Annotated in this window: 4 protein-coding genes; 3 read left to right on the forward strand and 1 reads right to left on the reverse strand. The window is 62.6% G+C overall.

Annotated features, from left to right (window positions below; all coding sequences use genetic code 11):
• The first annotated feature begins 163 nt into the window (after positions 1-163).
• A complete protein-coding gene (locus C2L80_RS12780) occupies positions 164-2,950 on the forward strand; it encodes a phosphoenolpyruvate carboxylase (protein ID WP_103263332.1) in 2,787 nt (928 codons plus the stop codon).
• Positions 2,951-2,993: 43 nt separating this feature from the next.
• On the opposite strand, the gene C2L80_RS12785 is transcribed toward C2L80_RS12780, so the two are convergent.
• A complete protein-coding gene (locus tag C2L80_RS12785) occupies positions 2,994-3,791 on the reverse strand; it encodes a hypothetical protein (protein ID WP_087198739.1) in 798 nt (265 codons plus the stop codon).
• 186 nt (positions 3,792-3,977) lie between these two features.
• Between C2L80_RS12785 and C2L80_RS12790 the strand changes: the two genes are divergently transcribed.
• On the forward strand, positions 3,978-4,778 hold the full coding sequence (locus C2L80_RS12790; RefSeq protein WP_087198740.1) for an FxLYD domain-containing protein: 801 nt from the start codon (positions 3,978-3,980) through the stop codon (positions 4,776-4,778).
• Positions 4,779-4,924: 146 nt separating this feature from the next.
• Complete coding sequence (locus C2L80_RS12795) at positions 4,925-5,983, forward strand: MerR family transcriptional regulator (RefSeq protein WP_157941095.1); 1,059 nt, start codon at positions 4,925-4,927, stop codon at positions 5,981-5,983.
• Positions 5,984-6,197: the final 214 nt, after the last annotated feature.

Raw genomic sequence — 6,197 nt, forward strand, 5'->3', positions numbered from 1 at the left:
CCCCCGCTCCTCTCCGCTCCCTCCCTCGGCCCCTCGCCCTCGGCTCTCGTTCAGCCCTGCACCTCAACGCCGCCTGAGAACCCTTCCCCAACGTCTACCGAGCGGGGGAGGGGACCGTCGCCGCAGGTGCGCCCGATGCGTATAATGGCCCCACCATCCGTATGTGCAGACGAATAGGAGAGCACATGGCCGATCTTCCCTCGACCGCCATCTGGGCGTGCAGGACACTGATCGGGCCATCAAGGCCTATGCCGAAATCGAGATCCCCGCAAGCCTGCGCGACAGCCTCGCGCTGTTCCTGCGTCTGGAGCGCACGGTGCTCAAGGAGTACGATCCTGCCGTCTGCGAGTTGTTTGATCGCCTTTTCAATAATTTGATCAGGGCGAACGAAGGAAACCCGGGTGCGGTCGCCGCCGACGAGCCCACGGATGCCCAGGGCGTCCCCACCGCCGACACCGCGGGCGCGCGGGCGTTTCGCCAAGCTGTTTCGCTCATCGACGCGCTGCCGCTCGATCAGGCGCAGGTAGTGGTGCGTGCGTTCGGCGCCTTCTTTCATTTGGCGAATCTGTCCGAGGAGAGCTATCGCGTGGAGACGTTGCGCGAGCAGGAGCGGATCGTCTCGATGGACGCCCCCGTCGACTCTTCGAACGAGTTGGTGGTGGCGTACAACCGTCTGCTCGACGAAGTGGGTCCCGAGCGCGCGGCCGAGCTGCTGGGCCGTCTGGAATTCCATCCCGTGTTCACCGCGCATCCCACGGAAGCGCGCCGCAAGGCGGTCGAAGGCAAGATCAGGCGCATCGCCGCGCTTTTGGACGAGCATTCCCGGTTGGGCGGCTCGGCTCTTGTGGAGAACGAGCGCCGCATGCTGCAGGAGATCGACGCGCTGGTGCGCACCTCTCCCACCGCGCTCGAAAAACCCACGCCGCTGCAGGAGGCCGACACCATCATCGACATCTTCGACAACACGTTGTTCGAAGTGGTTCCCCAGGTGTATCGCCGCTTCGATGACTGGGTGCTGGGCGAGCGTGCCGGCAGCGTGCCGCCCGTGTGCCCGGCGTTCTTCCGTCCGGGCAGCTGGATCGGGTCGGATCGCGACGGGAACCCCAACGTCACCGCCAAGGTGTCGCGCCGAGTGGCGGCGAAGTACTTCGAGCACATGGTGTCCACGTTGGCCGAGGAGTGTCGTCGCGTCGGACGAAGCCTCACGCTGGAGGCGTCGCACACCCCGCCGTCCGAAGAGCTCATGAACTTGTGGGGCCACCAGGTGGAGATGAGCGAGACGATCACTGCGCGTGTGGCCGCCGAATTGAGCTTCGAGCCCCATCGCGCCGTCATGCTGGTCATGGCCGTGCGCTTGGAGGGCACGGCTGCGCGCAATGCCGACATCCGCTATGCCTCGGCCGAGGAGCTTTTGGACGATCTGCGCACGGTGCAGGATTCGCTCGCGCGCGCCGGGGCGGTGCGGGCGGCGTACGGGCCTGTGCAGACGCTTATCTGGCAGGTGGAGACGTTTGGATTTCACTTGGTTGAAATGGAGTTTCGCCAGCATTCAGTCGTGCATGAGCGCGCGTTGGCCGACATACGCGCCCGAGGGGTCCGCGGCGCCCTCAATCCCGAGACGCGCGAAGCGCTGGACACGTTTCGCGCTATCGGCTCCATCCAAAAGCGCTACGGGCAGAAGATGGCTCGCCGCTACATCGTGTCTTTCACCAAGCGCGCGGGCCATGTGGCCGACGTGTACGAGTTGGCGAGGCTCGCATTCGCCCATGCGGACGACGTGCCCGAGCTGGACGTGATTCCCCTGTTCGAGCAGTTGGAAGACTTGGAAGGCTGCATCGGCGTGTTGGATGAGATGCTCGCGCTGCCGGATGTGCAGCGTCGTCTTGCCCAGACGGGTCGGCGCATGGAGGTCATGCTGGGCTACTCGGACTCGTCGAAGGACGCGGGCCCGGTCACGGCCACGCTCGCTCTGCATTCCGCGCAAGAGCGCATAGCGCGATGGGCCGAACGCAACGATATCGATCTTGTGCTCATGCACGGGCGCGGGGGTGCTGTGGGGCGCGGAGGCGGTCCGGCGAATCGTGCGGTGCTCGCGCAGCCGAAAGGGTCGGTGAACTGCCGATTCAAGGTCACCGAACAGGGCGAGGTCATCTTCGCCCGCTACGGCAATCGCGCGCTCGCGCTTCGCCATGTGGAAGGCGTGGCGGCGGCGACGCTTTTGAACTCGGCTCCGTCGGTGGAGCGCGTGAACACCGAGGCCGCCGAGCGCTATGCCGACATGGCCGCCCGCCTCGACGGCGAGGCGCACCGCAGCTATCGGGAACTTCTGCATGCGGACGAGTTCGCGCCGTGGTTCTCTGCCGTCACCCCTTTGGCCGAGGTGGGGCTTTTGCCCATCGGAAGCCGTCCTGCCAAGCGGGGATTGGGCGCCCGGTCGCTCGACGACCTGCGCACCATTCCCTGGGTGTTCTCGTGGTCGCAAGCGCGCATCAACTTGGCGGCTTGGTACGGGTTCGGCTCGGCATGCGAGGCGTTGGGCGATTTGGAGCTGTTGCGCCGTGCGTACCGCGAATGGCCGCTGTTCTCCACGTTCGTCGACAACGTGGAGATGTCCATCGCCAAAACGGACGCGCGCATCGCCAAGATGTACCTTGCGTTGGGGGATCGCGACGATTTGGCGCAGACCGTGTTTCAAAAGCTGCAGCTCACGCGCTCATGGGTGCTGGCCGTCGTGGGCGACGAGTGGCCGCTTGAGCATCGCCGCGTGCTGGGGTGCGCCATCCGCGTGCGCAACCCCTACGTGGATGCGCTGTCGATTGCGCAGGTGCGTGCCTTGCGCGTGGTGCGCACCTGCCGCGATGATCTTTCGGAGGAGGAGAAGGCCGAGTACCTTGCGCTCATCCTGGCCACGGTCACCGGCGTTTCGGCCGGTCTGCAGAATACGGGATAAGCGCGGGGTGGATGGAGCCCTTTCCGAAGAGTGGGGGAGGGGGTCATTTCGATGCGTTGTACGACGTATCCGCGTCAAGGGCGGTGATGAGCAGCTCTTCCAGTTGATCAAGGCTGTCCTCTGGGCAGGGGAACAGCAGGATATGAACCTTCTGCTTGTACTTCACGTCGGCGTAGACGTCGTGGTTTCCCTTCCCCGATACGTCCGCGTGGATGCTGGCTCCCATGTTGGACGATTTGCCCACATAGATATCGCGGAACGTTCCGTAGTCGTCTTTCTTGACGGCTGCGTCGTACGTCGCTATTGCGTAGCAGCCGCTGTAGCCAAGGTACCCGCCACCCGGCGTCACCCCCAGCTTATCTGAAGTGCTCCAATTCTCCAGGAACGTTTCAGCCGACATCCTGATCCCGGCTCCGTCGAGCAGCGTCTTGCGGGCTGTCTTGCGAGCCCTCTCCTGCGCTCGTGCGTCGGCGGCGCTGCGGACGGCGCCTGCCGCCTTGTCCTTTGCGGCACCCAGGGTCGCTGCTGCTCCCTTGGCGGCTCCTGCGACCTTCTCCGCCCCTGCGCTGAGTGCTTCGGGCGCTTTGCCGGCAACGGCGTCGGCCGCTTTCTTTGCGAATGGAGATACGACAGGAGCGATGGCGGGTGCCGCTTTGATTGCGCCTCTCGCGAGAGGCACGGCTTTCGTCGCAATCTTGGCGGCCTTGGTGGCAGCGGCGCCTCCGGGAATAAAGGAAACCGCGATCTCGGCAATTTCGATAACTTTGTTGGCGGCGTCTATGTAGTCTTGCGCCGTGCGTTCGGCCGATGCGTTCTGAATCTCGGTGCTCTCGTTTTCCATGACTCTCTCCTCGGTTCCCATAGGTACATGCAAGAAAGGCCGTAACCTGTTGGCCTCATTGTACAAGCCATCCTTGCTGTTCAACGCTTGAACGCCTTAACTGGATGGAGAAGGGCTCGCGCTGCGATTCTCAACGCTCGCGGCGAGCTCGCATGGCAAACCGCACTGGCTTTTCGGAGGGAAGATATGACCGCCACCCACAAATTCGCGCTTTCGGCAGCGGTTCTGTTGCTTTCGGCCTGCTTGGCAGGATGCGCGCAACAAGAGCAAGAGGAAGGCCCCGACTATGCCGATGATGAGGCCGTCGCAGCAATAGCCGACGGTTTGGAGGAGCGCTCCGACATTGCCGACGCGCACAGAGCCGAAGGAACTGATCAGACAACGAAGGCCCTCGTGGAGACCACGCAGGTAGAGATTGACGCCGTTGCACCGATGCGCAATCGGCAGTTCGAGGATTCGCGGCTCCAGGAGGCGGTGCTCGCATACGCCAATTTGCTCGATGACATGAAGACGGCGGCGGAAAGCAGCCCCATCGACGACATTGATTTCATCCAAGAGTGGACAGCTCTCTACGGCGAGCGTTCCGTGGCTATTAAAGAGTTTGTTGACGACTGGGGGCTGACGGTGGACGAGGCTCATCAGACGCACCTCGATGAAATCTTGCGGAATGCGACGGCGGTCGAGGCGAAAGCCGACGTCGAGGAGGCTGCGCAGGCGCTCGTTGCGTCCATGGCGTTCGAAATGGTGGATAACGGCTATGGTTTCTACACATACACTGCCGTCGCCGAGAACACGACGGGAATCGATTTCGGCTCGTTCAGCATCAGATTGGACCTATACGACGCCGACGGCGTCAAGGTCGAAGAGACGCATGCGTTCACCTCGTCGTGGCCAAGCGGCGAGAAGGTGAAGTTCGAGGCGTTCAGCCAGACGGCCGCTGCCGAAGCGAGGGTCACAGTCGATACATACCAAGCGCAATCTTCATAGCGCCGCTGTCACGCTCGTCTGCTCCCATGGAAAAGGCTCCGCACGGGGCCTTTTTTTCATGCGCCCTTTCTCGCGAAATTCGCAAGCCCTCTTACGGCGGGACCAAACCCCGCCGCGCAAACGTGCTCAAGAGAAAGGAAGCCAGCATGAAGCGAAACGCGCGGTTTGCAGAAACGAGGGAAACAGGTTGCGACTTTGGCGTGCTTGGCGCGTCCGTGGCGAAGGGCGGCGGTGGGTCCTTACCACGGACGCACGCCCCTGATCCGCTTGCTGTTCAAGTGTTGAACGGATTAACTGGTGCGCAGGAGGTGAGCATGGGCGGAAAAGCTTCGCGCAACGGATGGAAAATATCCCAGGTCGAGCGGCTGATAGAACTGCCCCGGCGCGATATTCAGCGCTCCTGCTACCAAGGTCAAGGCGGGGTTGCCATTCTTTCCCCGAAAGACAGTTCGTGGGGGCGGCGCTCTTATGATTGCGAAGACGTTGCCAAGTTGTTCGTGGTAAAGCAGTTCAAGAGCGACGGTCGCAGTCTACCGGAGGCGAAGCGGATGTTCGCGCGATGCGAGGAACGGGGAGAGGACTGCCGGATGCTGCTCGCATCTTGCGCCGAGACGTTGCGCGAGCGGGAGGACGAGGCGCGGCGCCAACGCGAGATAGCCGAAAGTCTTTTATGTGCGCTTTCCGAACTGCGCCAAGGGCGGGCGTTCGAGACTGCGATGGGCAGGCGTGCGGCTGTGCGCTTCGTACGCTCGCTTGGAAGCTTGGCCGAAGCGCTCGCCTTTCCCGCAGATGCAGACGGGGGATTGTGCCGATCTGCGGCAACGCGCTTCTCCGTTTCGGAGGAGGATCTTCGCGAAAAAGGCGTTGAGTTGTTGCGGCGTGCTTGGTCGTCCGATCCAGCGTCTGGCATCGCTGGGGAATTATGGGATAGCGGGATGGGTCCGGCTTTCTCGAGCGTGGCCGCATTGGGGCGACGAGGACTCGATCCCGCTTCTGACGAGGCCCTTCGTGTTGCGTCGGATGCGGTGCGGTGCCTTGCGTCCGGTGACGAGAAGGCCTCTCGTGTGCTTGCGTGGCTGTTGATCGACGGGTTCTTGGATGGTCCGGGCATGGAGCTTCTGATTGATCTATGGCTGGGAGCCGGTTCGTACGATTTTGCCAGGGAAGTGTTCTGGGCATGTGGAGCCACATTGGAAAACGGTTGATCCGTTGGTAAAAGCGCCGTCGTCAAGGTGTTTGTCGAGCAGCTTGGCGGCGGCGCATTCGGGTGGAAAGGAAACTCATGGAAGAAAGCGAAAAGCAGGCTGCCAGCAAGGGGTTGCCGGGCAAAAGGGGAGGATTTTTCCGGTTTGTCAAAGGCATGGGCGCGAAAGCGCGATTGTTTTGCGTGGGGCTGTTGGTGGGGGCGGTATTGGGGGT

Source organism: Rubneribacter badeniensis (assembly GCF_002899695.1).
GTDB classification, from domain to species: domain Bacteria; phylum Actinomycetota; class Coriobacteriia; order Coriobacteriales; family Eggerthellaceae; genus Rubneribacter; species Rubneribacter badeniensis.